The organism is Nonomuraea sp. NPDC051191, from assembly GCF_044455665.1.
Lineage (GTDB): Bacteria > Actinomycetota > Actinomycetes > Streptosporangiales > Streptosporangiaceae > Nonomuraea.
In genome coordinates this window covers 25,566-48,692 of record NZ_JBITEZ010000013.1, presented here as the reverse complement: position 1 = coordinate 48,692, position 23,127 = coordinate 25,566, and the positions used below count along the sequence as shown (strand labels likewise).

Below are 23,127 nucleotides of genomic sequence, written 5' to 3'. Positions count from 1 at the left end.
GCCCAGAACCCCAGAAACGAGGAAACCATGAACACGACGATCAGCCGGCGCATGGCGGTCGCGGCGCTCGCAACGGCGGTGCTCGCGGGGGCCGCCACCCCCGCAGGGGCCACCTCCACCGGACCGGATCGCCCGGAGCTGCGCAAGGCGATGAACGCCTTCGTCGACGCCGGCTTCACCGGGATCCAGCTACGCGTGCGCGATCAGCAGGGCGACTGGGCCGCCGGCGCCGGGGTGCGCGAGCTGGGATCGGCCGCCAAGCCCCCGACCAACGGGAGCTTCTGGACGGGCAGCATCATCAAGACCTTCACCGCGACCATGGTGTTGCAACTGGTGGCAGAGGGCAGGATCGAGCTGGACCGCCCCGCCGCCGACTACCTGCCCGGCTACGGGCTGGACGAGCGGATCACGGTACGGATGCTGCTGCGCCACACCAGCGGGATCTTCAACTACACCGGCGAGTACAAGCCCGACGGGACAATGGACGAACCCGGGATCCCCGCCAACGGAGACGGATGGGTGCCCAACCGGTTCAAGAGCTACAAGCCCGAGGAACTGGTACGGCTGGCGCTGTCCAAGAAGCCGCGCTTCGAACCCGGGACGCAGTGGAGCTACTCCAACACCAACTACACGGTGGCGCTGCTGATGATCGAAAAGATCACCGGCCACTCCTACGTCACCGAGCTGAAGCGGCGCATCACCGGCCCGCTCGGACTGCGGGACACCCTCGCGGCAGGCAACCGCACGACGGCACTGCCCGGGCCACACGCCCACGGCTACTACCAGTACAAGGACAAGGTGATCGACCTCTCCCACCAGAACCTGTCCCTGCTGACCGGCGCCGGCGACCTGATCTCCACCACGCAGGACTTGACCACGTTCTTCTCCGCACTGAACGGCGGCCGGCTCCTGCCCGCCGAGCTGCTGGCCGAGATGCGCACGGCGATCCCCACGCCGCTCCCCAAGCAGGACTACGGCCTCGGCATATGGGCGCAGGACCTGGGCCCCGGCTGCGGCACCGTCTACCAGCACAACGGCAGCCCACCGCACGGCTACGGAGCGCTGATGTACAGCTCGCCCGACGGCAGCAAGACCCTGACCGCCTCGGTGACCTGGCTGGATTCGGCCACCAGAGGCGCGGCGAAGGACTTCCTGACGCTTGTGGACGCCCTCGTCAAGCAGGAGTTCTGCGACACGCCGGCCGGATAGGCCTGTTCTGCCTTCTGAGGAGCGAGTGGCCGCAGCGGCGCCGGGGAAAGAGGACGGCGGCGGCGAAGTGCCATAGGAGGCCGGAGACGGCCGGACATGAAGCAAGAGGCCCGTCACCGCGTTTCCGCTGGTGACGGGCCTCTTCCCGCTGGTGTGGCAGGTGTCGGAACGTTCGGTCCGTACGGCGTGGCCGGCGTGCGGCCCCCGGCCCAGTGTGCCGCCGCCGTACAGCGGCCTGCCGCTTGCCCGCCGCCCGGGCATCCGGCCTGGGAGCCGGCCCCGGACGACAGCAGGACGGGCCGCCACGCCGACGTGTCCAAGCCAACCTGCCACCCCGCGGCGCCACACTGCCGTGCTCCCGCCCCGTCACCGGCCCTGACCGCTACGCGGCGCCTCCGGCGTCCTTCGGGGCAGCGCCGCCCGCGTCGCTCTCCGGTGACCGGCTGACGGATTTGCGCCACGCCCGGTGCCGCGTCCGACCGGCAGCTACACACAGCAACCCAAACACTTGAAGGCTGACGTAGACGAACAGGAATCTGTAGGCATTCGGCCACACGCGTCCGTCGTTGACAGCGAACACGAAGAAGAGGCCGGCAGCACCCCAGCCCAAGCTGATCAGAACAAGCGCCCGGCCGGCGCGGTACCAGGCAGATCGGCGATACGCGTCCACAGCGCGAACTGTCCCACGAACACATCACCCCAACAAGACCGCCTCCGGCGGGTACCTCTCGCTCTGGACGCGGTGACCCATTCGACCTGGAGACCGGCCTTCCCAGGTCGATGATCAAGGACGCGCGTACCGTCCTCGACTTCGTGAAGGCATATGTCGAGGCCCGTTGGCCGCACGCGGCCGCCAAGAGCCGTGACAGCATGTCCGACGCTCTGGCCACGGCTCTCCCGGCACTGACGACGGACAAGGCAGGCCGGCCATCCTCCGAACTGCCCTACGCCAGTACGTTCTCCTGCCCGAAGACAAGCGGCCCATGACGCCCACCGACATCACGCGGGCCGCCCTCACGCTCCGCCTGGACGGCATGAAGGCCGGCGCCAACACGATCAAGAGGAAGCGCGCCATCCTGCACCACGTCTTCGAGTACGCGGTGGAGCTGGAAGAACTGCCGTCCAACCCGATGCACCGCATCAAGCGGAAGCTCCCCAAGACCACCGAAACAGTGGACCAACGGGTTGTAGTCACCCCTGGTCAGGCCCGCCAACTTCTCGTGGCACCCACCTACATCGGCAAACGCCAGCGCGCGGGAAGGGCAGAGGGCAGCGGTTGATGGCCATGTTCGCCTGCATGTACTTCGCCGCACTCCGCCCCGGCGAGCCCGTCAGCCTCCGCAAGCAGGACTGCCACCTCCCACCACACGGCTGGGGACGACTCACTCTCGACGGCTCGCGCCTGCCCGCCGACGAAACGGCCCTCTACCCCCAGCGCTGCACCGACCCAGCCGAACGCCGCCGTCTGCTGCACGGCGTCAACGGGATACGGCTGGTGCCGTTGTCGAGCCTGCCCTGGCCCACGGCCTGTCAAATGACGATGGCCACGACGGGATCACCAACGACCAGCACCGCCTGTGCACGCTGCGCGCCGCCGGAGTCCTCACCTGCCCCGTGGACGGCCGGCACGTCCCCGACGCCCCCTACCCCCGGCCCGGTGCCCGCCCACGAGCACGCCCGGCAGACCGTCACCGGATTCTGGCACCGCTACCTGACCAAGCGGCTGCGCCGCCGGGGGCCGGCCGACCTCGCCACCCGCATCCTGCTGCCGTGGCCCACCAGCCGCCGCTTCTTCTTTGGCTCATCGACAGCGACCAGAAACCCGACACACTCGGCCCCCTCTGCCGCCGCTCGACTCGGGGGAGGCGGACCGACGGACCGTCAGATCCGTCGTTGATCGCGCCTCAACTGCGCGGTTCCGCGTTGCGCAGGCCAGGAAAGCCGCGCACCGGGTTGGCGATGGTGGGCGCCGATCAGTTGGCCATGTCGGCGAACATGCCGGGCTCGTAGGAACCACCAGGCTTGCGCACGATCACGTTGAGCCGGTTGTTAGCGTTGATCATGGCAACCAGGGTGACCAGTGCGACGATCTGGTCGTCGTCGTAATGCCTGCGCACCTCGGCCCAGGTCTCATCCGACACGCCGCGGTGATCGTCGGCGATCCGGGTGCCCTCCTCGGCGAGCGCCAACGCGGCCCGCTCGGCCTCGGTGAACACCGTCGACTCACGCCAGGCGGCGACCAGATGGATGCGGGTCGCACTCTCACCGGCGACCGTGGCGTCCTTGGTGTGATAGTCGACGCAGAAGCCGCAACCGTTGATCTGGCTGGCGCGCAACATCACCAGGTCCTGGGTGGCCTTGGGCAGCGGCGACTTCTCCACCAACACGGCGACGTTGTAGATCCGCTTTGCGATCTTGGCGCCGAGCTCGTTGGCCAACAGGTCGAAACGTTCCATGACTGAGTCCTTGCTCGCGGGGTTGTCTGTCATTCGGATGGGGTGCGGATCGTCACTTGGCGGGCTGGTAGGAGCCGCCCCGCTGCCGGTTCATGACGGCGAAGCGGTTGGTGGCGTTGATGAGGGCGATGAACGCCACCAGCGCGGCCAGCTGGTCGTCGTCGTAGTACTTGGCGGCGTCGGCCCAGACCTCGTCGGTGATGCCACCGGCGCCGTCGGCGATGCGGGTGCCCTGCTCGGTCAGCTCCAGTGCGGCGCGCTCGGCGTCGGTGAACACCGTCGACTCGCGCCAGACGGCGACCAGGTTCAGCCGCGCGATGGTCTCACCAGCGTGTGCGGCGTTCTTGCCGTGAACGTCGGTGGCATAGCCGTCGCCGTTGATCTGACTGGCGCGCAGCATCACCAGGTTCTGCGTCGTGGCCGGCAGCGCCGACTCCTGAATCAGCACCGGGGCCGCCGCGCCGTAGTGCCCCAGGGCCTTGGCGACGACCGGGCTGGCGAAGAGGTTCAGGCGGCTTTCCATGGAATTGCTCCTTGCTGCTGTTGTCGGCTCGGCCATGAGATGCCGGAGGTCCGAGTTCTGTGACACCGCCACTCATGTGACTTACGTCATACAGACCCTGAAACTCCATTGAACTCACATGCAATCACTGCACTGCTGTGCAATCACTGCATGAAGATATACTCTAGCGGTGAGCAGGCGTCAAGATCTGCGGCCACCACCGACCCAAGGAGCGACAGAGCCACGATGAGCAGCGACGATCCAGCCCGCCGTAGCGGCCGCGAAGCGCAGCGCCGCCGTACCCGCAAGGCGATCGTGGACGCGGCGGTCCACCTGAGCGCCGGCGGAACGACACCGTCCGTCGACGAGATCGCAGCCGCCGCCGACGTGTCCCGCCGCACGGTGTACATGTACTTCCCGAGCCTGGACCACCTGCTGATCGACGCGACCGCCGGCGCGATCAACGAGCCTCCCGTCGAGGAGGCGCTGGCCGACCCTGCGCTCGCCGGCGACGCCGCGGCCCGAGTGGAAGCCCTCGCCCGGACCCTGCTCGCCTACTCACCCCAGTCGCTCCCCCTGGGCCGCCGCCTCATCCGGCTGACCGTCGACCCACCGCCCGACGTCGCCCCGGGCACGGCCACCCCACAGCGCACCCGTCGCCGGATCGAATGGCTCGAGCAGGCCTGCCAACCGCTCCATGGCACCCTCAGCGAAGAGTCCTTCCAACGCCTGATCTCGGCCTTGACCATCGTGGTCGGCTGGGAAGCACAGATCGCCCTGCGCGACGTCCGCGGCCTCGACCCCCAGGCCGAACAGGAAACGATCACCTGGGCCGCACGAGCCCTGGTAGAGGCAGCGATCAAGGAAAAGCGACCTCGACCAACAAGATGCCGGTGACCCCGGCGAGCGTGGCGATGTGCGGGAGGGTCTCCTCCTCGGGCGGACCGCCGTAGCCGGGTGGCCGATGTGGCCCTCCAGCCATTGGGCGGTCAGCTCGCCCAGGTCGGACGGCGCGCGGGCCTGAGCCAGGGGTGATCACGGCAGGTCCCTTCGAGCGCGGCGGCGGTTCTGCCGGACGCGGTGGACGTCGGCCACCAGGTCGAGCACGGATCTGACCCGGGTCACCCTGGTGCGGGACAACACCCCGACCGCGACCGCCAAGCGCTATCCGCACGCCAGGCCATGTGGGGCCAGCACGGACAGAGCGGCCAGGGGCAGGACGGCCAGCGCCGCGTGCCGTCACCGGTAGAGGAGGCCGCGATCGCCGCCGCCGTCCAGATCCATCGCATGCGCGGCCGGCAATTCCCGCGGACCAGCGACCAGACCACCCATGTCTCCCACGGCACGCTCCACTCCTGTCCGAGGTCCGCCCACAGCGTGCACGAGCCGGCGAGCAGCGCCTGAGCGTCGTCCACGGTGGGCGCGTCCCAGCACACCATGTGCGCCAGGTGCTCCCCGTCGAAGTGCATCGCCCTCCAGCCGCCGGCCAGGTTGTGGTCCGAACAGGTCGGCTCAGCCAGGCAGGACGTACGCCTGGGCGGCATCTACGCACTCCAACGTCTGGCTGGCCACTCGCCACGCGACCGAGACACCGTGGTTGCCGTGCTGTCCGCCTATGTCCGCGGCCATGACGTGTGCACCTTGAAACCCGGGCAAAAGAAGCTTCCTCACGCCTGTACCTTCATCGTCTGGAACAACAAGCTAGAGATGTCGCCGCTTACCAAGCCAGGAGCGGACGTGGTCGCAGCGCTCACCGTCGCCTCCAACCTGGCGCTCGCCGATGGACTGCGCTTGCACCACCAGCAGGCTGAGAACTTCACCCCGCCCCGTCCCGGCTGGCGAGCGGACCTGGTGACCACTGCCGCGCCTTCCACTGGATGGACCAGCACCGGATCCTGCTCAAACGCATCTGAACCCCGGAGCAAGTGATCGGCTACCTGTATTCGACCTCGTTCGCCGCTCGCTCGCTGTTCGGCGACCGGATCGAGGAGTTCGAGGACGCGGCCACCACGCTGCTGCAGCACCCGCCCACGACGGGCCACTGACGGAGGATGCCGAGTCCCAGGTGCTACTCGCCCGGCGCTAACCCCGGGCCGGGCGGAACCGGCTGATGCAACCAGCCCGCCCGGCATCTCCCCCACTCAACCTGCGCCAACGTTCACCATCCGGACGGGACTTCGGCGCACTCGTCCTCGCCCGGGGGCTCGAACCGGGCGTAAAAGTCGTTCAACGCCTCCGACGTCACCGTCAAGGCGTCGGCGTCCTCACGCAGATTGCGTTCGACCAACCGCCGCAGCAGCTCACGGCGAGGCACGTCGAAATACACCAGCCTCCACCGGCCTCCCGCCTGCTCGACCAGCTTCTTCCACTCCTCACGGTCACGCCGCCGCCACAACCCCCAGTCGACAACGACGTCCTTCCCGGCCCTCACCAGGTCGACCAGCCGCTCACGGACTTCAGCGACCGCCGGCGCCTCCCGAGCGAAGTACTCCTGCTCGGGGTAGTCCACGCCATAGCGGCCGTGCCGCTGGTAGACGAGCTCATCCACCGACAGCCGCAGCACCCCGGCCGGCTCCAAAGCCTGCCGGGCATAAGTGGTCTTGCCCGAACCGGTCAGCCCGACCAGCAAGTACACCACCGGCCGTGCGTCACCGGCCTTCGACCTGCGCATCTCTGCCACTACCTACCATCCCGCCGCTCGCTGCTGCCGGGCCTCATGCGTCCGGCTCCGATCACTTGTTCCCCCCCTTGATCAATCGGGAACGATCAACCGTAGATGGCCGTTGATCGCCGTGGGCAGCCGGACATGACACGAGAGGCCCGTCCCCGCGTTTCCGCTGGCGACGGGCCTCTTTTTGCTCGTGCGGCAGGTGCAAGGTTCGAACTTGCGCAGGCTGAGCCGACGGTTACAGCGCGTGACCCTTGCGGCCGAAAAGCGGCCTTCTACCTGCGGTAGAGCCGTGTCCCAACACCAAGAAGCCCCTGATCATTGCACGTATATTGCACGCGGACCACGCGGAGCGCCCGCCAAGGCATACGGTTTGATCCGTGGCTACTGGATGGTCAGACGGTAGCCATGCTCGGCGGATCGCGGGCAGAGGAAGATCGTGAGCGCGGCATAGCGGCCAAGCTGGAGCGTGGTGGGTTCGAGCGTCTCTTGGCATTCGGGCGTGCCCCAATCGAGGTGGCGTTCTTCAAGGGGACGCCATCGGGATTCGCTGCCATCCCATTCGCTGCTGGCAAGTTTCAGGAGTGGCTCTGTTTCCGTTCCACAGACGTCGCAGGGTAGCTCGTACATGTCGGTGATGTGCCAGGATTCCCATCCTCCGATTTTGCAGCCCGGCGCGATGGACAACTGAGAATGGTAGGAGTGCTCAGAAGTGTCTTCCCATGCGTCCAGGAACGTCTGGAGATGCTCTGGCAGCTCTTCGGGATCCGGGTACTCGATGACGCGTTCGGGATGAAGCACGCAGGGGCGCGGCAGGTAGTCCCCATGGCTGAGGTCGGCCACCGGGGTATCAGGCCCACCATCGGGCGTGGTGTGATCCCGCATCGGCGGTTCAGCGAGGACATCGGTCAAGTCGGCGGCGCGGCGCCGATCCGGAGCTATGGCCAAGGGGACGATTCTCACGAACCTGAAGAGGGCAAGGCGTTCGGGTGACCCCGTGAGGATCAGCCGTGAGATCGAGCGCGTGGATCGACTTGATGCCTACGTGGTGGCTATTGGCCGTAAGTGGGCACTGCTGCACACCATCTCTGACGAACTTCATCTCGATGGCTACTCGGCTATACGCCTCCGCGACATCGAGCACGCAGCGCGCTCAGGTTGGAAGGGTTCGACCATGACCCATCGCGCCCTTACCTTGCGGGGGGAGTACCCCCAGCCTCTGGCGGGGATCGACCTGGATTCCACCACGGGCCTGATCACAACGTTGACAAAAGCGTTTCCTCTCGTGGCCATCTACATCGAGAGGATCGACCCGCGTGTCTGCTTTATCGGCCGTGCTCGCGGGATCACCCGGAAGAAGCGAGTGCGTCTCCAAGAGATCGGCCCGGCCGCGGACTGGGCGCTCACATGCTCTACGAACAAGACGACGGACATCACACGGTTCGACGTCGGTGGCGGGTACATCGATGCGCTCCACGCAGTCGGCGGAGATCCACCAGAGTGTTGATCCTCGACGGTGCAGTGTCGCGTAGCCGGAACGCACACCACCAGTTTGGATGATTCAGGCACACGATCTCTGTGCCTGCCTCGGTGCAGCTCAGCGGGGGCAGTCATCCTGTCCGCGCTTCCCCGCGACTCCCCTCGTCGACCGCCCTTACGGGCACGCCAGCGAGGTGCCGACGGTTTACAGCGGGCCGACGTTCCTGACCGCATCAGGCATCCGACCTCGGGGTACGGCTCTCACCTCTCCCGCGCCAGGGAAGATCATCCCGCATTTATCCCGCAAGGCAGAGCCAGCCGACGAAAATGCACGACGATCAGCCGCTGACCTGGATGGTTGACGGGAGCGATGCGACATGTGATTCTCAGCTCAGCGTTCTGGACGCTGGGTTCTGTTTTGTGGGTGCACGGTCGCCGTGCATGATGCGTTGCAGGCTCCAGCGACAGACACCGATTCCGAGAGGTGGCTCTGTCGTGTCATTGCCCTTTGCTGTCCTGATCACAGTTCTCCCCTGGCTGGTGCTCGGCCTTGTGGCACTCATGCGTGCGCGCCGAGAGGACATCCCTACCATCATTCGCGCTCTCGCCCGATGGGGGCGCCGTTAACGGCACGGGAAACGCCGCAGAAGAAGCGAGCGGGGAACCAGAGAACTCGTGAGCCGTGCTGAGGAACGAAGCACGGATCGTCGATCGCCCCAGCCATATACAGCGACCGGCCATGCAGTGGCGATCGTAGGGCTGCATCTGCGCGGCGGCGTGGCAACCCCGGTCGGAGCCTTCGGTCCGTACGGCGGGGCCGGCGTGCGGTGCCCGGCCCGGTGTCCCGCCGCCGTCCGGGACCGGCCCTCAGGCCGCACGCCTGGACGGCGGGCGGGCGGAGGGCCGGGGTACGGCGGCGCGCCGCGCCGCCGCTTGACGGCCTACACGGAGGTTTGGCAAGAAGCCCGCAAGCTCGCCCTGACGCCCTCCCAGGTCGCCTCTCCGCTCGCCAAACGACCGTACGACCTCCGACACGCGGCGGTGTCCCTCTGGCTCAACGCGGGAGTTCCGGCCCCAGAGGTGGCCGAACGTGCGGGGCACAGCGCCGATGTCCTCCTCCGGGTCTACGCCAAGTGCATCGACGGCCACCAAGAGATCGCGAACCGGAGGATCGACAACGCTCTGGCAGCCTGAGCCCTCAGATATCTCCCCTTGGGAGGAGCGCGAAGATACGATCCAGCCCATGTCGGATCGAACGGTTAGCGAGTACGCGTTTACGTACGCATCACCTACCTCGCGACGCGCAGAGGGTGGGGAGTGCATCTGGTACCGCTCGCACGAAGGCTCGTATGACCTGATCCGTACCGGCAAGGAGGGCAACCGCCGGTACCACGTCTTCAATGCTGAGAGCGGAGAGCACTTGGAGGAGTTCACAAGCTGGGATGCCGCTCGCCAGTGGATCGACGAACAGCTGCGAGCAGCGTGAACATGCGCCATAGGGTCCCGGAGATCGTCCGGGGCCCTTCTCTCGTCTTCGGGACACATCGATCTACGTGAAGCCCCGCTCGACCTGGGGGAACACACCTCAAGATCATTGCGCGGATATTGCGTGACCAGCGACAAGCAGCCGCTTACCGCGGCTCACGGCTGCACACCCCTGAAACGCAGAAGAGGCCCCGAAGGGCCTCTGAACTGCTGTTACTGCTGGTGGCAGGTGCAAGGTTCGAACTTGCGTAGGCTGAGCCGACGGTTTTACAGCTCGTGACCATTGCGGCCGACACACGGCCTCCCGCCTGCGTCATAAGTGTGCCTGGCCGGCACCCTGCCCATGATCATTGCACGCATATTGCACGACGACCGCTGCAACAGTTAGGCGGCCACACGGGCCGCGACGTCTGAGTTGATCTGCCGTCCTTCGTGGCCGTTTCTGTCACAGGTCCAGCGGTGGCAGTCCCCGCATATCGCGGTAGCGCTGTCGCGCTGTGGTCAAGCTGTCCGACCCGTTGGGGCCGCCCATGACGACGTCGGCGTTGTGATCATCCTGGCCCTCGTCCTCCCAATCGCATTCTTTGCAATACCCGAAGCCGCCGCGGTCTTGCAGTGTGGGGTGGAAGCAGCATGGGCACGTGTACGGCTGATCGCCTGGCGGTAGATTCAGGCGGTCTCCGCCCTGCTCCGCCATCACGGACAAGACCCACCGCTTGCGCTCGCGGATCTCCTCGATGCTGGGGTGGGCCATATTCGTCATGATGCCGTACGGCTCCGAACATCCGCATCTCGACCGGCACCGCTGTATCTACTCCTGCCTCGTGCCTGGATAGCTGTCAGAGATCCCCGACTCGCGCCCGCGGTTCCGGCCGGGGTTGCCTCCTACCGTCTGATGATCCAGCCGCTCACCGACATACGGTGGGCCGGGGCTGAGGAACGAAGCCCTGGACCGTCGATCGCCCCCAACCCCGTATGGCGGCCAGCCACAACCTGGCGATCGTGAGGGCGGTAGGCCAACGTGCCGATCTAGCGATCAACCTTCCGGCGTGTGATCATTAACCCCATGACGTCGATCAGAAAGGGCCATGCCTCGTAGGCGCCCTTCTGCGGTTCGCACGCGAAGATTCATGTGCGTAACCCACAGAGCCTCAATTCATCAGGTTCCCGGTCTCGGGCCGCGCCCCATGGCTCCGGTGATCGCGCTGGAGCACACTCGACTGGGTCCAGGTTATGTGGCCGCGGTGCTGCTGGCTTGGACGCGGGAAGTGATTCCCGGCACCTCTACCCGGCTCCTACCCACCTGCACATGCCCTGGCTGTTGGGAAGACGATCCGCGCGGGGAACTGGAACAGGTGCTCATCGCATTGCCTCGCTGGGCACGACCGTATCTCTACAACCTCGTGCTTCCCATCGACCGAAGCTTTCTCGCCAAAACATCGCCAGATCCGCTCGCATCACCTGATTGGCCATGGTGGCGACAGCGGCGACGCCCCAACTTCTGGGAGAACATCGACTGACCGAGGGCGTGCGCCCGAGCGGCCGGAGTACCCGCCGGAAGCGCTACCTGCGGCGCCGCAGCATCGTCATGGCAAGCCAGATGATGGTGGGCAGGAGAAGCAGCAGAACCATGAGGCCAGTCGCGACGGCGAGCTCGGCGTCGCTCCATAGCTGGATCACGGGATCATCGTTGTCCACCCTGTGACGCTATCGGCTACGGGGGCCGGCCGGAATATCCATGCCCAGCGCGGCCCGAGCACGGCCGCGCGCGAGAACGGCCCCCAGGCCGCACGCGCAGCGTGCGGCCGAGCGCAGGGCCGCGTCGGCGGCGCGGAGCGCCGCCCTTGATACCTACAAGAGCTATTCGGCAATGCCCCGGTTGAGCCCAGTGTCACCAGGTGAAGCCAAAGAAAACAGACAGGTGTCCAGCCAGTGACCGTCCGCTCTTCTGGTGTAGCTATCACGGCGGTCTCCAGCCCCTACGAGGAGCCAGCCAGTCCTCAGCAGTGCTCGTCGTGTGAGGTTGGTGGCCGACGTTGCCGTCAGAGTTGCCGCCACAGATACCGCCATGCCCAGTGCCGAGTGCCGACGAAGGAGGACCTTCGGGGCGATCGCCCCACCCCGTGAGTCGGGCACCGAAGTCCACGATCGTCACGGCCTCAGCCTCGTTACGACGAGGGTTATCGCACTCGCCGCGCCGTGTCGCCCACATGAGCCCTCAACCTTCTGATCCGTAGGGCAGGGCAGATACGCCTTCAGGAGCATGATGTGCTGCTCGGACCCCAGATCTGGGCCGTCTCGATGTGATCACGTGAGACGACGATGCTGTACGGGTTGCTGTACAGCAGAACTCAGGCTTGGTCCTGGCCAGCAGGCTTCCGGCTGCTGTACACGTAGGCGCCCTTGCCATGGACGCTTCGGATCGGGCCGCGCTCGCATAGCTCCTGCATCGCGCGGCGGATGGCCCTTCGAGCTACGACGTACTGCCCGTCTCCGCCTATCCCACGAGGCCCGCGCTCGCCACAGGCTCCTTCGCGTTGCCACACCAAGAGGCACTACTTGTGCGGCAGCCTCACAGCGCTCCTGCTCTGTGCAGCAGCCAGAACCACATATCAGTCAGCACCACAACGACCAAACCCTCCCAACATTGCCGCATGCTGCCGAAATGCCCGTTGAGTCGCGCCGAAAACAGCTCTCGCTCGACGCCGCTCAAAGTGGCATACTTGAAACCTTCTGATGAAGTGGGCAGCTGCGACGACAGGCGAGGAAAAGGCGTGTCACACGAAGCTTCAGGAGATCCGTCGGTCCCACTTTCCGACATGCCTGCACCACCGGAGGGGCAAGTGACCACGGTGGCGAATCTTGCTGGCGGTCCTCCACCTACCCCCAAGCAGAGAATTCACTTCTACACGCCCGACGAGTGGGAAGACTTCATCCTTGAATGGGCGACCGGCCTCAAGGAAGATTACTCTCAGATCAAGCGTATCGGCGGGTCAAACGATCGTGGCGCGGACGTCGCAGCCTTCCTGACTCCGAATGGATTCGAGGGAGAGTGGGACTGTTTTCAATGTAAGCACTACGCCGACGGATTGATGCCCAGCGACGCTTACCCTGAAATCTTTAAGCTCATTAAATCTGTCGTCGAGGGCCACTACACCATGCCACGCAGGTACTACTTCCTAGCACCTCAAGGATGCGGCCAGACCCTCAAAAGAATGCTGAGTAAGCCTAGCGAACTCCGAACGAAGTTTCTCGAAAGGTTTGATGGGGAAAAGCCGCTAGGTGTGGGGCTCGACAGCAACCTTGTCGACAAGATTCGCGCCTTGGCTGAAACGATTGAGTATAACGTCTTTCAGTCCAGTGAAGTGCACGAGATTTTGTCGGTACATGAGCGCACTCCGTACTATGCCCATCGCTTCGGTGGTCCTCTACCTGCGCGACCTACTGTCGATGCGCCTCCAGAGACGCCCACGGACAACGAGACTCGATACATCGGGCACTTGCTCAACGTCTACGGCGAACACTTCGGAATAGACGTACAAGGTGTCGCTAGCATCAAGAGTCATCCAAGAGCATCGAAGCACTTCGCTCGACAGCGTGAGGCATTTTACAGCGCTGAAGCCTTGAGGCTCTTCGCTCGGGATAGCGTAATGCCCGGAACATTCGAGAAGTTGCAGGACGAAGTGTATGACGGTGTTATTGAGACCCAGGAGCGATCCCACCCAGATGGGATGGAGCGGCTGACACGCGTCCTGGAGATGGCAAATACCCTAAGCCTAACATCGAACGCCCTTATTTCCGTTTCTAACCCAAGAGACAAGCGTGGGATCTGTCACCAGCTAGCGAACATAGATCGACTCATCTGGTGTGAAGAACAATGACTACTCAACCTCTTAACGGGCCTCTAGAGACGGGCCTACGCGCGCTAGCGATTCTCACAAGTGCTTTCCCGGAAGCCTATGACATTGATTCTCTAGCCTTTTTTGACTATAGCCTACTCCACTCCGAGGAGTTCGGAGGTCCTGAGAGTTTGCATCCCGATGTTCCAAACCACACCAGCGAGATAACTGTGAAGCGGGACCTTCTAGAGCTTGGCCTCCAAGTTATGATACGAGCGCGATTGGTTACCTTGCAGATCGACCGTGGCGGGATCAGCTACGCAGCAACCGATAACGCGCCTGGTTTCGTGGACTTGCTTGAATCCTCGTATATGCACCAACTGAGGAGACGAGCAGACTGGGTAGTTGAAGCTTTCGGCAATGTAGGCCCTGCCTATATTCGAGAAAGAACGTCAGCACTTGGTCGCTGGTCCGAATCCGCAGGCCCAACACCGAACTATGACATGGAAGCATCCGATGAGTAGACTACGGCTCACACGCCTCACATTTGTCGGAAAAGGCGTTCCAAACGCATCGGTTGAGTTCGGGCCAGGCCTCACAGTGGTGTATGGGGCTTCCGACACAGGCAAGTCCTATATTGTCGAAGCGATCGACTTCATGCTTGGCAGAAAGACGCTGAAGTCAATTCCAGAAGCAGAACCTTACTCTACGATCCTGCTGGCCATCACTCTTCCCGACGATACTACCCTGACTCTAGAACGGTCACTTAAAGGCGGCTCGTTTCGGGCATATCATGGCGATCTCGCCAGCGCTCCTGATTCTCCACCGGCTTTTAGATTGGCCGCAGCACACGGTCAGGCCAGCTCGAAGACCGACAGTTTGAGCGGATTCTTGCTGCGGCAGATCGGCTTGGATGCCCGCCAGATCCGCAAGAATAAGCGCAACGAGACCGTTCCGCTGAGCTTCCGAAATCTCTGCTTTTTGTGCATTATTGATGAAACCAAGATGCAAGCTACAACTCCGCCAGCACTCTCGGGTCAATACACCACAGCAACATCCGAGATCTCGACACTCAAACTACTTCTGCAGGGCGAAGACGATAGTGCGATCGCCCAGGACGCCGGTGCAGCCGAACGGCGCAAAATCAGCAGAGGTAAAGCTGAGGTTCTCGACGTAGTTATTAGGGACCTCAGGGAATCCCTGACCACCCCTCAGGGTCCATTGGAGCTCAGTACCCGACTGTCCCGCATCGACGGCTCCCTCCAAGAGCATACTTCGGAAATAGACTCGATACTGGAAGCCCGATCAGGTGTTGCCGCTGAACATGCTGCGGCGACGCGCACTCACCGTAGCTGTCAGTCTCGGCTCGAGGAGGTTCGTGAGCTAATTTCCCGCTTTTCTCTACTTCATGCCAAATACGACTCTGACCTAGAGCGTCTTGAGATGGTTCGAGAGGCCGGCAGTCTGCTCGGGTTTTTCCGTCGAGGCGTGTGTGTTTTCTGTGGCGCAGAGGTCGCGCACCAGGCCGCCGATGCGCACAGCGCTGAGGAGATCACGGCATTCGGTAATTCCGTCTTGACAGAGATCCAAAAGACTAACGCGCTGCGCGAAGATCTTCTTATCACATTATCCGACCTTCGAGCACAAGAAGGGCGTTTGCGATCAGAACTCGAGGAAGCGGCAACAGCAGTACAAGCGCTACGAGGACGAATCAGTACTTTCGATGAAGAACTTGCACCTCAAAGGATCGCCATAGAAGAACTGATGAACGCGCGATCAGATGTCGAGCGAGAGCTGGCAACACTAGGGCAGATCGAGAAGCTAGAAGCTCTGCGGGCGTCCGTCCAGCCCGAAGATCCAGAAATCGTTCCGACGCCTTCCGGAGTTAACGACAAGGTTCTGGTAGAACTCGCTGGAGCCGTCAAGGAAGTGCTTGGTCAATGGTCAGTTCCCATTGCCGATTCAGTGACTTACAACAAGAACTTGAACGATCTATTTGTTGGAGATCAGGCTCGCGGCTCAAGAGGGAAAGGCGTCCGATCCATTTTGCATGCCGCATTTACTCTAGGGCTCGCCCAGTACTGCTTCGATCGTGACCTTGAACACCCCGGCTTTGTCGTCCTCGACTCGCCGCTTATCACTTACCGCGAGCCTGAGCCTGGAGTGAGCGAAGGGCCGACGGATGAGGAGTTCGCCAGCGTTTCCGATTCCTTCTACCGCTACCTAGATTTTCAGTTTGACGGCCAGTGTATCGTAGTCGAAAACACTGACCCTCCCTCCAATTTGTCGGATGAGGCAAAACTCATTCACTTCACCAAGCGGCTCCATCAGGGGCAGTACGGCTTTTTTCCACTGCCAGGCTGATCCTGTGCCGGGTATCTCAGACGCATAAATCACGTGCCATAGCCCCTGATCACCTCGTTCGCTGTCGACCCACCGCGAAGCGGCAGCGGGCCGGAGACGGAGTGTCAAGCTCGGCTTCGCGTGTCCATTGGCCGGCTGCCGTTCCCCGATCACCGGTTGCCCTGCGTGCCACAGCCGGGCTTGATACGCAGGAGCCGGTCTGCTGGGCATGCCCGGGTCGATAGCGGGCGAGGTGATCAGCCTTCCACCGCAGCCACTCCAGCGCCCCGGCTCGCGCGCGGCGATCACCTCGGGGGGCTGGAGATCCCCGCCGGAGGCGTGCTTGTACCTGTGCTGATCATGGCGGCCCCCATACTCCGGCGCTGCCTGTGGCCAAGCTTCCATGCGTCTGTGAGCCTGCGTCCGATGTGCGGCGGGCCGGTCGGGCGGGACTGGCCCGAAGAGGCCGCCCGCCTGATCCGGTCCGACCGCCCGCCGCCTTCGGCGGTGCCTTGATGGTTTAGAGAACGTTTTCATTCAGCGAACGCTCAGACAGGTGCCCAGTGCAGCAAGTGGCATCTCAGGACGACCGGAAGCCATGTACCACGGATGCGTTAGACGGTAGCTTCGCGGTGTGGCTGATGACGCTGAGCTGACGCGCTGGGTGGTGCATGGCGAACGGCTGATCTATGACAACCGGTGGATCCGGCTCGGGATGGCTGATGTCGAGATCCCCGGCGGGGAGCGGTTCGAGCATCATGTGGTGCATCTGGATCGGGCTGCCATCGCTGTCGTCGTGGATGAGCAGGATCGGGTGCTGCTGATGTGGCGGCATCGGTTCGTGTTCGACCGGTGGGGGTGGGAGCTGCCTGGCGGGCTGGTCGAGGCCGGCGAGGATCCGATGGCGACCGCCGTGCGGGAGGTGGAGGAGGAGACTGGGTATCGGCCGAAGCGGGTCGAGCACCTGGTGAGCTATCAGCCGATGGCCGGCATGGTGGACTCCGAGCACATCCTGTTCCTGGTGCACGGCGCCGAGCTGGTCGGTAAGCCTGAGGGTGAGGTGGAGGCCGATCGGATCGAGTGGGTTCCGATGGCCGAGATCCCCGACATGATCGCTCGCGGGGACATATGGACGTCGGGAACGCTGATCGGGTTGCTTCAGGCTCAGCAGCGGCTCAACGGCCGAGAGCGCGGTTGACGGCTCGCGAGAGTTCTTCGATGCGGCGTCGTTGACGCCGGCACCCGGTCATGGTGGCCAGTTGCTTGGCGCGCTGGATGTGGGGCTGTGCTGCTTCAGGCTCGCCGGCTGCGAGCAGGGCGTGGCCGAGGTCGCAGCGGACGCCTGCTTCGGCGCGGTTGTAGGTGCCGTCCATTCCGGCGAGTGATGAGCGCAGGTCCTCGACCGTGCTGGGGTCGCCGAAGCGGAGCAGGCAGCTTCCGCGCCAGCGGGCGAAGTGGTGGACGTTGATGGACAGGTAGGGCATGTCCGGGTCGCTGTCGCCTTCTGGCAGCACGAGGGCGGCTTGGTCGAGCGCGCGACGGCATGCGTCTTCGTCGCCGAGGATGGCCGCGGCTTCAGCTTCGGCCGCTGCGAGCCATGTTCTGAGGCGAGCCGGGACGCGGTCGCGGTGGGTGGTGTGGATGTGCTGGAGGAGTTCGGCTGCTTCGGCGGGGCGTCCCAGGTCCATGAGGACGTACGCCTGTTCGCCGGAGACGTAGGCCAGGACGGCGGCGTCCTCGGCTTCGCGGGCGGCGGCCTTGGCGCGTTCGTAGTGGTTCCACGCGTCGTTGAGCGCCACGGTGTTGATGGCCTGCCAGCCGGCCAACGACGCTGTTTCGGCAAGTAGGTGGGCGAGCTGAGTACGGATGCGTGGGCGGACGGCGTGGCGGTGGGCTCGTTCGATCTGGGCCATCTGGGCGTGCATCTTGTCGGCGATGGCGACGCTGCCGAGTCGGCGGTCCTGGAGGCGGAGGTTGTTGGTGTCCGTCCGCAGGATCATGACCATGGTGTCGTCGACGGCTGCGGCGGATTCCAGGCGGGCGGTGAGTTCGTCGGTCTGCTCCTGGTGCTCGTCGTCGAGGTCGCCTGTTGGGGACGCGGTGTCGAGCGGGGCCAGGCCGAGGAGCATGCGGGCGTGGTCGGGCAGGCCGAGTCCGGTGGCGATGCGCTCGAAGACGGCCAGTTCTTCGATGGGGCCGGCCGTTCCGTTGAAGATCTTGTTGACGCGGGGCTGGGCGATTTCGGTCGCTGATGCGATGCGGACCTGACTGATTCCGCCGTATTTGGCGACCAGGCGGAACAGTCCCGCGATGTCGCGGTTTTTCAGGCTTTCTCGCATATCGTCGCGTTCCCATACCGATGGTGGGAGTTTGATCGGCTGGAAACCACTCGCGCGCATGCGACCCTCCGGAACTCGTACTCCGAGATTGTGCATTGCTGTGCGGCGGACTCTATATGCCTTGGCGGTATATCGCCGTGGGATATGTATAAACGGTTGGTCCATTCATGCTCTGGCGCATGACAACTCCAGTCAGGTGCGAAGAATGCGAGGGGCGGGGATGGAAGATCGTCACCCGTCGTGGGCATGTGGCGGCATCGAGGTTGGATGCGGCCTCGTCGGTCACCACTGAGTGCCTTCACTGCGATGGGGCCGAGCACGGTCCTGCCGCCGGCGAGGCGTTCGAGTGGGAGGTCCGAGTTCGGTCTGGCCTCGGCGAGGAACTGGGGACATGCGGTTCGAGCTCGTTCCAGGCGACTGCCATGGATGAGTTGCGCAAGGCCATGCGGGGCATGTCGGTGGACGCCGGCGCGGTGCTGGGGCGGATCATCCACAGCGTCTACGGACTCGGGGCCGTGCCGGACGAGGCCACCCGGCGTGAGATCTTCCGGGCCTACCTCGACGCGGCGGGGTCGGTGCGGTTCGAGCGGGTGGCCGGATGACGGCCCCCGTCGTGATCTCGATCGATCCGCGTCGTTCCGCCGAACTGCTCCGGGAGGCGCTGGAGCAGAACGGCGTCAGCGCGGATGTCCATGACGGGTACGGGCTCGCTTTGGTGTCGGTCTGGGTCGGGCTGGTGGTGTGGTGCGACGGTCGTCACTACTGGTGGCGAACCGGGTGGAATGTCGCCCGTCGTCGCGTCATCTATGCCTGGCATCCGGCGATTGATCCGGTGCGGGCCGCTCGTCGTATCTCCATGCATTATTCGGACCTGCGTAGGACGCAGCCATATTCGGCGTTGATCGCCGATCTTGTTGACGGGGTCAAGTAATGATCGGCCGGCGGGTGTCGTGCGGGGTGGGGACGGAGCGTCGTAATTTCTCGCTTGTGCAGCACGCGGTTGTGCGTGGCGCTTCCCAGGCGTTGTGCGGCGAGACGATTCAGCTCGTGGTGATCGGTGATTGGCAGGTGCCGTTCATGCCGACCGTCGCGAGCGCTTGCGAGGAGTGTGTACGCCTCCTGGCGGGGCCTTCTGGGTCCTAATCATGGCCTGACAAGTCTTGGCTCAGCCGGTACTGTACTTATGCGGACAAGCGCAAGAGTGAACGGACGGCCAACATGAGCATGGACTTCGCCCCGCCGAAATATGCGCAGGTCATGCAGGCGATCCAGGAGCGCATCGAGTCGGGCGAGTACGCCCCCGGCGACATGCTGCCGTCCGAGACGCAGCTTGTTCGCGAGCTGGGCGTGGGGCGCACCACGGTGGTGCGGGCGCTTCAGACGCTCGCCATGCAGGGGTGGATCGAGCGCGAGCACGGGCGCGGGTCGTTCGTGAAGGGCCGGCCGGAGCGCGAGGCGGAGACCGTTCGTCCGGGCCTGGGTGCTGCTGAGCAGGGAGAGAGCGCCGACAGTCTTGTTGAGGTGGCGCGGGTTCCGGCGCCTCGGCATGTCGCGAAGTTGCTCGGGGTCGCCGAGCGTACGCCGGTGGTCGTCCGTAAGCGGGTGGCTCGTCAGGCGGATCTCGTCTCGGCGGTGGAGACCGTGTGGGTGCCGCTGGAGATCGCGGTGGGGACCGATCTGGACAAGGCCGAGCCGTTGCGGGGCGGCATCCGCAAGCATCTCCAGGCGGTCAAGCATGTGCGGTTCGATCGCATCACCGAGCGGCTGTCCGCGCGTAAGCCTACGAAGGACGAGGCCGAGCTGCTGGGCTCGTCCAATCCGGTGCTCGGCGTGACGGCGACGGTGCACGACCCTGCGGGGAACGTCCTGCTGGCCATGAGCCTGGCGCTGCCTGGCAGCCTGCATGAGCTTGAGGATGTCTACAAGGTGAGGTAATTCTTACCGCGCCACTCCGGCTCAACCACTTGTGCGGACGAGTGGCCACAGCCTACTCTCAACTCATGCGGACAAGTGGACGAGCGAACGAAGAGCTCTCCACCGCTATTGAGAGGAACCACATGGCAATCCAGGGACCCATTCCCGTCAGCTACACCATGGTCTTCCCGCACGGCTGCTACATCGTCGGCGAGGTCGAGCCCGTCAAGGACTTCGACGCCTCGTCCAACGGCCGGTTCGTGCAGGCCCGCGACAAGCAGACCCAAGAGCTGGTCTGGCAGGTCGCGGTCATGGACGGTGACCCGACCCTCAAGCCCGCCCAGAAGACCGTCGCGGTCAAGATCCTCGCGCCGGTCCAGCCGGTACCCCCGCAACCCATGCCGGGGCTGCCGTTCACGCCGGTCGAGTTCAACGGCATGTCCGTCACGCCGTACGTCAACGCCGCCGGCCGCCTCGCCTACTCGATCAAGGTTCGCGAGATGTACGCGCCCCGCCAGACTGCCCAACCCGCCCAGACAGCCAAGGCTTCGGCCGGAAAGGACGCCGCCTGATGACCCGACGCCGCACCCCGCGCAACAGCATGATCCGGCTGACCACCGGGCACGCCGCCCGCACCCTCAACCACCCGTTCGCCCGCCGTGAGCCCGTCCTGGCGCTCGACTTCGGCGCCACCTCCGTCCTGGTCACCACCAACGGACCCGCGACGGCAGAGGATCTGCAGTTCGCCCGCCAGCTCGCCCACGCAGCCAACCGCTTCGCCCACTCCATCGAGCGCAGCTTCTACGGCCTCCCAGACGGCAAGGAGGTCGCGGCATGACTCTCAGCCCGTACACCTACGTCACCCTGTCCCTGCGACCGGAGTCCACGCCGCACGTCGGCGTCTCCTTCCACACGCCCGACCTCAAGGTTGGCGCCGGTCTCCTGCTCAGTGGCCCGCGCCCGTACCTGGAGCTCTACTCCCACGAGGCGAACGTCCACATCTCCACCACAGGGGCCGGGCCGGTCACCGACGCCGACCTGAACACCGCACGCGAGATCTTCAACGCCGCCGCCCGCTACCTGGCCGAATGCGAGCAGTTGCACACCGAACAGGCCGACAAGGACGCCACCGACCCGGCGACCTGACATGAGGCGGGGCCGCTGGAAGCGGCAACTTCCGGCGGCCCCTCGGTTCTCCCCTGACTCCACATCACGAGAGGTAACCAAGCTTATGTTCAAGCGGCTGCCTGGCGACGAGGCACGCAACCTCGTCTCCACCACGCCCGACACGGCCGTCGTATTCCGACCGGCCGTGGTCAAGACACCCGCAATCCTGACCATCGTCATCCTCATCGGTCGCACGGTCGCCAGACTCGTCCGTACTATCTGGCGTCACCCCATCGCGACCGCCATCCTCGTCGCCCTCGGCGCTCTCTGGTATGTCTACGGCTGGCCCGTGGCGGCGTCCTTGTCCGGGACAGTCGTCATGGCCCTGGCCTCCTGGGCGTTCCTCGACCGACCGTCCTTCGCCCGTCTCGTCGGCTACCGGCTGCTGGCCTGGTGGCGACTCGTCTGGATCTACCGGCGACACTGGCAACCCGTCATGATCGTCTCCGGTCTCGGCCGTCACATCCGAGGCCGTGACTACCTGCCCCGGCTGGGCAAGGTCACCTGTACCTCGTGGGCCGACGTGGTCACCGTGCGCATGCTCAAGGGCCAAGCCGTCAAGGACTGGGCCGATCGCACCGACCACCTGGCCCATGGCTTCGGCGCGCAGTCGTGCCGCGTGGCGCTGTCTCACGCCGGGCGGCTGACGCTGACCTTCCCACGCAGCGATCCACTCGCCTCTCCCCTGCCTGCGCTCGCCATACCGAACGAACCGACAGTGGGACCGGTCGAGGTCGGCAAGGGCGAGGACGGGCGGCCGTGGCGGCTCAAGGTGCATGGCACCCATGTCCTCGTCGCGGGCGCGACCGGGGCCGGCAAGGGGTCGATCATCTGGTCCGTCATCCGCTCCCTACTCCCTGCCGCCAGCGCGGGCCTGGTCGAGTTGTGGGCGCTGGATCCCAAACTCATGGAGCTGTCCTACGGCCGCGCCTTGTTCGGCGATCGGTACGCGGCTACTCCCGAGGAGTGCGCAGACCTCCTGGACGAGGCCGTGGCCGTCATGCAGAAGCGGGCTGCCCGGTTCGCCGGACTCCAGCGCTCCCACACGCCCACCGTCGTTGATCCGTTCGTCCTGGTCGTCGTCGATGAGGTGGCGTTCCTGACCGCCTACCAGTCCGACCGGCAACTCCGGCAACGCATCTCCGCGGCACTGGCCACCCTGACCACCCAAGGGCGCGCGGTCGGTGTCGGCGTCCTGGCCGCTCTTCAGGACCCGCGCAAAGAGGTCATGAACATCCGCAACCTGTTCCCTGACAAGATCGCCCTCCGGCTGGACGAGTCCGAGCAGGTGGACATGGTCCTCGGCGACGGCTCACGCGACCGGGGCGCCCTGGCCGACCGCATCTCACCCGTCCCGGAGCTGGGCGCGGGCGTCGGCTACGTCCGGCTGGAAGCCAGCCCCGAACCTGTACGGGTCCGCGCCGCCTACGTCTGCGATCACGACATCCGCGCCATGGTCGACGCCTACGCCCCGCACGGGGAGGCAGCGTGAAGATCTGCTTCCACGGCACCGCCGACGAAATCAGCCTGGTCGCCGGCCGCCCCCTCCTGGTCCTGCTGACCGCCCGCGATCTACCTCGTATGCGGGTCTTCGAGCTCTACCAGCCCCACGTCCACGCCTCCCCCTCCCACGAGCACTACCGGCTCTGCGCCGTGATGACCGAGACCCCCGACGAAGGGAGGATCGCGTGACCCATCCGCACGACCGCGCACTACCCCGGGCCGT

The 23,127-nt window shown here is 64.8% G+C and carries 28 protein-coding genes and 1 pseudogene; 21 read left to right on the top strand and 8 right to left on the bottom strand.

Features of this window, described 5'->3' with window-relative positions; genetic code table 11:
• Positions 1 to 27: 27 nt before the first annotated feature.
• From ACIA8R_RS34220 to ACIA8R_RS34210, 3 genes are all read left to right on the top strand, one after another.
• On the top strand, positions 28 to 1,209 hold the full coding sequence (locus ACIA8R_RS34220; protein WP_397042075.1) for a serine hydrolase domain-containing protein: 1,182 nt from the start codon (positions 28 to 30) through the stop codon (positions 1,207 to 1,209).
• Positions 1,210 to 2,192: 983 nt separating this feature from the next.
• A complete protein-coding gene (locus tag ACIA8R_RS34215) occupies positions 2,193 to 2,489 on the top strand; it encodes a hypothetical protein (protein ID WP_397042074.1) in 297 nt (98 codons plus the stop codon).
• Positions 2,489 to 3,106, top strand: coding sequence for a hypothetical protein (locus ACIA8R_RS34210; RefSeq protein ID WP_397042073.1), 618 nt, complete (start codon positions 2,489 to 2,491; stop codon positions 3,104 to 3,106). Before ACIA8R_RS34215 ends, ACIA8R_RS34210 begins: the two co-directional genes overlap by 1 nt.
• Before the next feature lie 76 nt (positions 3,107 to 3,182).
• Here ACIA8R_RS34210 and ACIA8R_RS34205 read toward each other — a convergent pair whose 3' ends face one another.
• Both ACIA8R_RS34205 and ACIA8R_RS34200 read right to left on the bottom strand, forming a co-directional pair.
• The gene (locus tag ACIA8R_RS34205) at positions 3,183 to 3,665 is read right to left on the bottom strand and encodes a carboxymuconolactone decarboxylase family protein (RefSeq protein ID WP_357710743.1); all 483 of its coding nucleotides are present in this window, start codon (positions 3,663 to 3,665) and stop codon (positions 3,183 to 3,185) included.
• 52 nt (positions 3,666 to 3,717) lie between these two features.
• Positions 3,718 to 4,188 (bottom strand): carboxymuconolactone decarboxylase family protein, encoded by a 471-nt coding sequence (locus ACIA8R_RS34200; RefSeq protein ID WP_357710740.1) that lies wholly within the window; start codon positions 4,186 to 4,188, stop codon positions 3,718 to 3,720.
• Between the two features lie 225 nt (positions 4,189 to 4,413).
• Between ACIA8R_RS34200 and ACIA8R_RS34195 the strand changes: the two genes are divergently transcribed.
• Positions 4,414 to 5,064 carry a TetR/AcrR family transcriptional regulator gene (locus tag ACIA8R_RS34195; protein ID WP_397042072.1) on the top strand — a complete coding sequence of 217 codons (651 nt, stop codon included), beginning with the start codon at positions 4,414 to 4,416 and terminating at the stop codon, positions 5,062 to 5,064.
• 138 nt (positions 5,065 to 5,202) lie between these two features.
• Here the strand turns inward: ACIA8R_RS34195 and ACIA8R_RS34190 are convergent, their stop codons facing one another.
• Positions 5,203 to 5,328 carry a hypothetical protein gene (locus tag ACIA8R_RS34190; RefSeq protein WP_397042071.1) on the bottom strand — a complete coding sequence of 42 codons (126 nt, stop codon included), beginning with the start codon at positions 5,326 to 5,328 and terminating at the stop codon, positions 5,203 to 5,205.
• 72 nt (positions 5,329 to 5,400) lie between these two features.
• Here ACIA8R_RS34190 and ACIA8R_RS34185 point away from each other — a divergent pair, with 72 nt between their 5' ends.
• Both ACIA8R_RS34185 and ACIA8R_RS34180 read left to right on the top strand, forming a co-directional pair.
• Positions 5,401 to 5,571, top strand: a complete 171-nt coding sequence (locus ACIA8R_RS34185; RefSeq protein WP_397042070.1) for a hypothetical protein — start codon at positions 5,401 to 5,403, stop codon at positions 5,569 to 5,571.
• A gap of 198 nt (positions 5,572 to 5,769) precedes the next feature.
• A complete protein-coding gene (locus ACIA8R_RS34180; RefSeq protein ID WP_397042069.1) occupies positions 5,770 to 6,096 on the top strand; it encodes a hypothetical protein in 327 nt (108 codons plus the stop codon).
• Between the two features lie 229 nt (positions 6,097 to 6,325).
• On the opposite strand, the gene ACIA8R_RS34175 is transcribed toward ACIA8R_RS34180, so the two are convergent.
• Both ACIA8R_RS34175 and ACIA8R_RS34170 read right to left on the bottom strand, forming a co-directional pair.
• Positions 6,326 to 6,838, bottom strand: coding sequence for an ATP-binding protein (locus ACIA8R_RS34175; protein ID WP_364099172.1), 513 nt, complete (start codon positions 6,836 to 6,838; stop codon positions 6,326 to 6,328).
• A 381-nt stretch (positions 6,839 to 7,219) separates the two neighbouring features.
• On the bottom strand, positions 7,220 to 7,783 hold the full coding sequence (locus tag ACIA8R_RS34170) for a hypothetical protein (RefSeq protein WP_397042068.1): 564 nt from the start codon (positions 7,781 to 7,783) through the stop codon (positions 7,220 to 7,222).
• Here ACIA8R_RS34170 and ACIA8R_RS34165 point away from each other — a divergent pair.
• Both ACIA8R_RS34165 and ACIA8R_RS34160 read left to right on the top strand, forming a co-directional pair.
• Entirely contained in the window at positions 7,776 to 8,342 is a 567-nt protein-coding gene (locus tag ACIA8R_RS34165; RefSeq protein ID WP_397042067.1) for a hypothetical protein, read from the top strand. The genes ACIA8R_RS34170 and ACIA8R_RS34165 overlap by 8 nt on opposite strands.
• A 908-nt stretch (positions 8,343 to 9,250) precedes the next feature.
• Positions 9,251 to 9,508, top strand: a pseudogene (locus ACIA8R_RS34160) (site-specific integrase); the annotation flags it as partial.
• Positions 9,509 to 10,244: 736 nt separating this feature from the next.
• Here the strand turns inward: ACIA8R_RS34160 and ACIA8R_RS34155 are convergent.
• Positions 10,245 to 10,553 carry a CPCC family cysteine-rich protein gene (locus ACIA8R_RS34155; RefSeq protein ID WP_397042066.1) on the bottom strand — a complete coding sequence of 103 codons (309 nt, stop codon included), beginning with the start codon at positions 10,551 to 10,553 and terminating at the stop codon, positions 10,245 to 10,247.
• Positions 10,554 to 10,995: 442 nt separating this feature from the next.
• Between ACIA8R_RS34155 and ACIA8R_RS34150 the strand changes: the two genes are divergently transcribed.
• On the top strand, positions 10,996 to 11,319 hold the full coding sequence (locus ACIA8R_RS34150; RefSeq protein ID WP_397042065.1) for a hypothetical protein: 324 nt from the start codon (positions 10,996 to 10,998) through the stop codon (positions 11,317 to 11,319).
• A gap of 43 nt (positions 11,320 to 11,362) precedes the next feature.
• On the opposite strand, the gene ACIA8R_RS34145 is transcribed toward ACIA8R_RS34150, so the two are convergent.
• Positions 11,363 to 11,497: a hypothetical protein gene (locus tag ACIA8R_RS34145; protein ID WP_397042064.1), complete on the bottom strand. Its 135-nt coding sequence runs from the start codon at positions 11,495 to 11,497 to the stop codon at positions 11,363 to 11,365.
• Positions 11,498 to 12,573: 1,076 nt separating this feature from the next.
• Between ACIA8R_RS34145 and ACIA8R_RS34140 the strand changes: the two genes are divergently transcribed.
• From ACIA8R_RS34140 to ACIA8R_RS34125, 4 genes are all read left to right on the top strand, one after another.
• A complete protein-coding gene (locus tag ACIA8R_RS34140) occupies positions 12,574 to 13,680 on the top strand; it encodes an ABC-three component system protein (protein ID WP_397042063.1) in 1,107 nt (368 codons plus the stop codon).
• Complete coding sequence (locus ACIA8R_RS34135) at positions 13,677 to 14,162, top strand: ABC-three component system middle component 2 (protein ID WP_397042062.1); 486 nt, start codon at positions 13,677 to 13,679, stop codon at positions 14,160 to 14,162. Before ACIA8R_RS34140 ends, ACIA8R_RS34135 begins: the two co-directional genes overlap by 4 nt.
• On the top strand, positions 14,155 to 16,002 hold the full coding sequence (locus ACIA8R_RS34130; protein WP_397042061.1) for a hypothetical protein: 1,848 nt from the start codon (positions 14,155 to 14,157) through the stop codon (positions 16,000 to 16,002). Before ACIA8R_RS34135 ends, ACIA8R_RS34130 begins: the two co-directional genes overlap by 8 nt.
• Before the next feature lie 646 nt (positions 16,003 to 16,648).
• Positions 16,649 to 17,179 carry an NUDIX hydrolase gene (locus ACIA8R_RS34125; RefSeq protein ID WP_125649541.1) on the top strand — a complete coding sequence of 177 codons (531 nt, stop codon included), beginning with the start codon at positions 16,649 to 16,651 and terminating at the stop codon, positions 17,177 to 17,179.
• Here ACIA8R_RS34125 and ACIA8R_RS34120 read toward each other — a convergent pair.
• On the bottom strand, positions 17,157 to 18,380 hold the full coding sequence (locus ACIA8R_RS34120) for an XRE family transcriptional regulator (protein WP_397042060.1): 1,224 nt from the start codon (positions 18,378 to 18,380) through the stop codon (positions 17,157 to 17,159). The two genes, ACIA8R_RS34125 and ACIA8R_RS34120, sit on opposite strands and share 23 nt — an antisense overlap.
• A 362-nt stretch (positions 18,381 to 18,742) precedes the next feature.
• Here ACIA8R_RS34120 and ACIA8R_RS34115 point away from each other — a divergent pair, with 362 nt between their 5' ends.
• The 8 genes from ACIA8R_RS34115 to ACIA8R_RS34080 all read left to right on the top strand — a co-directional run bounded on the left by ACIA8R_RS34115 (position 18,743) and on the right by ACIA8R_RS34080 (position 23,093).
• Positions 18,743 to 18,922: a hypothetical protein gene (locus ACIA8R_RS34115; protein WP_397042059.1), complete on the top strand. Its 180-nt coding sequence runs from the start codon at positions 18,743 to 18,745 to the stop codon at positions 18,920 to 18,922.
• A complete protein-coding gene (locus ACIA8R_RS34110; RefSeq protein ID WP_397042058.1) occupies positions 18,919 to 19,251 on the top strand; it encodes a hypothetical protein in 333 nt (110 codons plus the stop codon). The genes ACIA8R_RS34115 and ACIA8R_RS34110 overlap by 4 nt, the downstream gene beginning before the upstream one ends.
• Positions 19,252 to 19,538: 287 nt before the next feature.
• Positions 19,539 to 20,255, top strand: a complete 717-nt coding sequence (locus ACIA8R_RS34105) for a GntR family transcriptional regulator (RefSeq protein ID WP_397042057.1) — start codon at positions 19,539 to 19,541, stop codon at positions 20,253 to 20,255.
• 122 nt (positions 20,256 to 20,377) lie between these two features.
• Positions 20,378 to 20,806, top strand: coding sequence for a plasmid replication, integration and excision activator (locus ACIA8R_RS34100; protein ID WP_397042056.1), 429 nt, complete (start codon positions 20,378 to 20,380; stop codon positions 20,804 to 20,806).
• Complete coding sequence (locus tag ACIA8R_RS34095; protein WP_397042055.1) at positions 20,806 to 21,072, top strand: hypothetical protein; 267 nt, start codon at positions 20,806 to 20,808, stop codon at positions 21,070 to 21,072. Before ACIA8R_RS34100 ends, ACIA8R_RS34095 begins: the two co-directional genes overlap by 1 nt.
• Positions 21,069 to 21,380 (top strand): hypothetical protein, encoded by a 312-nt coding sequence (locus ACIA8R_RS34090; RefSeq protein WP_397042054.1) that lies wholly within the window; start codon positions 21,069 to 21,071, stop codon positions 21,378 to 21,380. The genes ACIA8R_RS34095 and ACIA8R_RS34090 overlap by 4 nt, the downstream gene beginning before the upstream one ends.
• A gap of 85 nt (positions 21,381 to 21,465) precedes the next feature.
• Entirely contained in the window at positions 21,466 to 22,893 is a 1,428-nt protein-coding gene (locus tag ACIA8R_RS34085; protein WP_397042053.1) for an FtsK/SpoIIIE domain-containing protein, read from the top strand.
• Entirely contained in the window at positions 22,890 to 23,093 is a 204-nt protein-coding gene (locus ACIA8R_RS34080) for a hypothetical protein (protein WP_397042052.1), read from the top strand. Before ACIA8R_RS34085 ends, ACIA8R_RS34080 begins: the two co-directional genes overlap by 4 nt.
• The last annotated feature ends 34 nt before the right edge of the window (positions 23,094 to 23,127 follow it).

Coding starts and splice junctions, on each gene's coding strand:
- ACIA8R_RS34220 (WP_397042075.1), top strand. CDS start 28: ATGAACACGACGATCAGCCGGCGCATGGCGGTCGCGGCGCTCGCAACG.
- ACIA8R_RS34215 (WP_397042074.1), top strand. CDS start 2,193: ATGACGCCCACCGACATCACGCGGGCCGCCCTCACGCTCCGCCTGGAC.
- ACIA8R_RS34210 (WP_397042073.1), top strand. CDS start 2,489: ATGGCCATGTTCGCCTGCATGTACTTCGCCGCACTCCGCCCCGGCGAG.
- ACIA8R_RS34205 (WP_357710743.1), bottom strand. CDS start 3,665: ATGGAACGTTTCGACCTGTTGGCCAACGAGCTCGGCGCCAAGATCGCA.
- ACIA8R_RS34200 (WP_357710740.1), bottom strand. CDS start 4,188: ATGGAAAGCCGCCTGAACCTCTTCGCCAGCCCGGTCGTCGCCAAGGCC.
- ACIA8R_RS34195 (WP_397042072.1), top strand. CDS start 4,414: ATGAGCAGCGACGATCCAGCCCGCCGTAGCGGCCGCGAAGCGCAGCGC.
- ACIA8R_RS34175 (WP_364099172.1), bottom strand. CDS start 6,838: ATGCGCAGGTCGAAGGCCGGTGACGCACGGCCGGTGGTGTACTTGCTG.
- ACIA8R_RS34165 (WP_397042067.1), top strand. CDS start 7,776: ATGGCCAAGGGGACGATTCTCACGAACCTGAAGAGGGCAAGGCGTTCG.
- ACIA8R_RS34155 (WP_397042066.1), bottom strand. CDS start 10,553: ATGGCCCACCCCAGCATCGAGGAGATCCGCGAGCGCAAGCGGTGGGTC.
- ACIA8R_RS34135 (WP_397042062.1), top strand. CDS start 13,677: ATGACTACTCAACCTCTTAACGGGCCTCTAGAGACGGGCCTACGCGCG.
- ACIA8R_RS34130 (WP_397042061.1), top strand. CDS start 14,155: ATGAGTAGACTACGGCTCACACGCCTCACATTTGTCGGAAAAGGCGTT.
- ACIA8R_RS34120 (WP_397042060.1), bottom strand. CDS start 18,380: ATGCGCGCGAGTGGTTTCCAGCCGATCAAACTCCCACCATCGGTATGG.
- ACIA8R_RS34115 (WP_397042059.1), top strand. CDS start 18,743: ATGGATGAGTTGCGCAAGGCCATGCGGGGCATGTCGGTGGACGCCGGC.
- ACIA8R_RS34110 (WP_397042058.1), top strand. CDS start 18,919: ATGACGGCCCCCGTCGTGATCTCGATCGATCCGCGTCGTTCCGCCGAA.
- ACIA8R_RS34105 (WP_397042057.1), top strand. CDS start 19,539: ATGAGCATGGACTTCGCCCCGCCGAAATATGCGCAGGTCATGCAGGCG.
- ACIA8R_RS34100 (WP_397042056.1), top strand. CDS start 20,378: ATGGCAATCCAGGGACCCATTCCCGTCAGCTACACCATGGTCTTCCCG.
- ACIA8R_RS34095 (WP_397042055.1), top strand. CDS start 20,806: ATGACCCGACGCCGCACCCCGCGCAACAGCATGATCCGGCTGACCACC.
- ACIA8R_RS34090 (WP_397042054.1), top strand. CDS start 21,069: ATGACTCTCAGCCCGTACACCTACGTCACCCTGTCCCTGCGACCGGAG.
- ACIA8R_RS34085 (WP_397042053.1), top strand. CDS start 21,466: ATGTTCAAGCGGCTGCCTGGCGACGAGGCACGCAACCTCGTCTCCACC.